The sequence below is a fragment of the Cyclobacterium sediminis genome, assembly GCF_054781075.1.
On record NZ_BAAGVC010000016.1, the window covers coordinates 1 to 750 of the forward strand.

Genomic DNA, 750 nt, shown 5'->3' on the forward strand with positions numbered 1-750 from the left:
AAGTAATGGAGGACCGGGTTCGGTTATTTATACCAACTTCCTGAGTAAAAAGAAAGTGAACAGCCTTTTTGGTCAAACCTCTATCGGCTATAAAAACATGGTTTACCTAGACTTAACGGCCAGGAATGATTGGTCAAGTACCTTGCCAAAAGAGAACCGCTCTTATTTTTACCCTTCAGCTTCTCTAAGTGTCTTGTTAAATGAAATGTTTGATATGCCGGCTTGGGTTAGCCTTGCCAAGGTTCGAGCAGGTTATGCTCAGGTAGGTAATGATGTAGATCCTTATCAGTTACAGAGATATTATAATTTTGGTGCCGATTGGGGAGATACCAAAAGAGCCAGTATAGATAAGATTGCTAAGAACGCTCAATTAAAACCTGAAATAGCTACATCCCAAGAAGTGGGTATTGACCTGTCTTTGTTCAATAATCGATTGNCTCAGGTGCAAACAGCAAATTGATCAATGCAGGATTGGTAAGAAGTAATGGTTGGGACATCACGCTTGGAACCTCTGTTATCAGGCAAAAAGATCTTTCATTTGATTTAGGTTTAAACTTCACTAGAAATAGAACTACCATTGTAGAACTAGCTGATGGAGTTGAATACTTTGGTTATAATAAAGGATACGCTTATTTCTATACTTACCCGGGAGATCAGGTAGGAGATATTTATCAAGCACCTTATTTTAAAGTGGAAGATCCAAATTCTGAGTATTATGGTCATGCCATCATTTACAGCAATGGTAAGCCT

2 protein-coding genes are annotated in these 750 nt (G+C 38.6%); both read left to right on the plus strand.

The window, feature by feature from the left end; translation table 11 throughout:
* Positions 1 to 55 precede the first annotated feature (55 nt).
* Positions 56 to 460 carry a TonB-dependent receptor domain-containing protein gene (locus ACYVHJ_RS14775; protein ID WP_460516009.1) on the plus strand — a complete coding sequence of 135 codons (405 nt, stop codon included), beginning with the start codon at positions 56 to 58 and terminating at the stop codon, positions 458 to 460.
* An 11-nt stretch (positions 461 to 471) separates the two neighbouring features.
* The coding region (locus tag ACYVHJ_RS14780; protein ID WP_460516007.1) for a hypothetical protein at positions 472 to 750 on the plus strand (279 nt) is incomplete at its 3' end.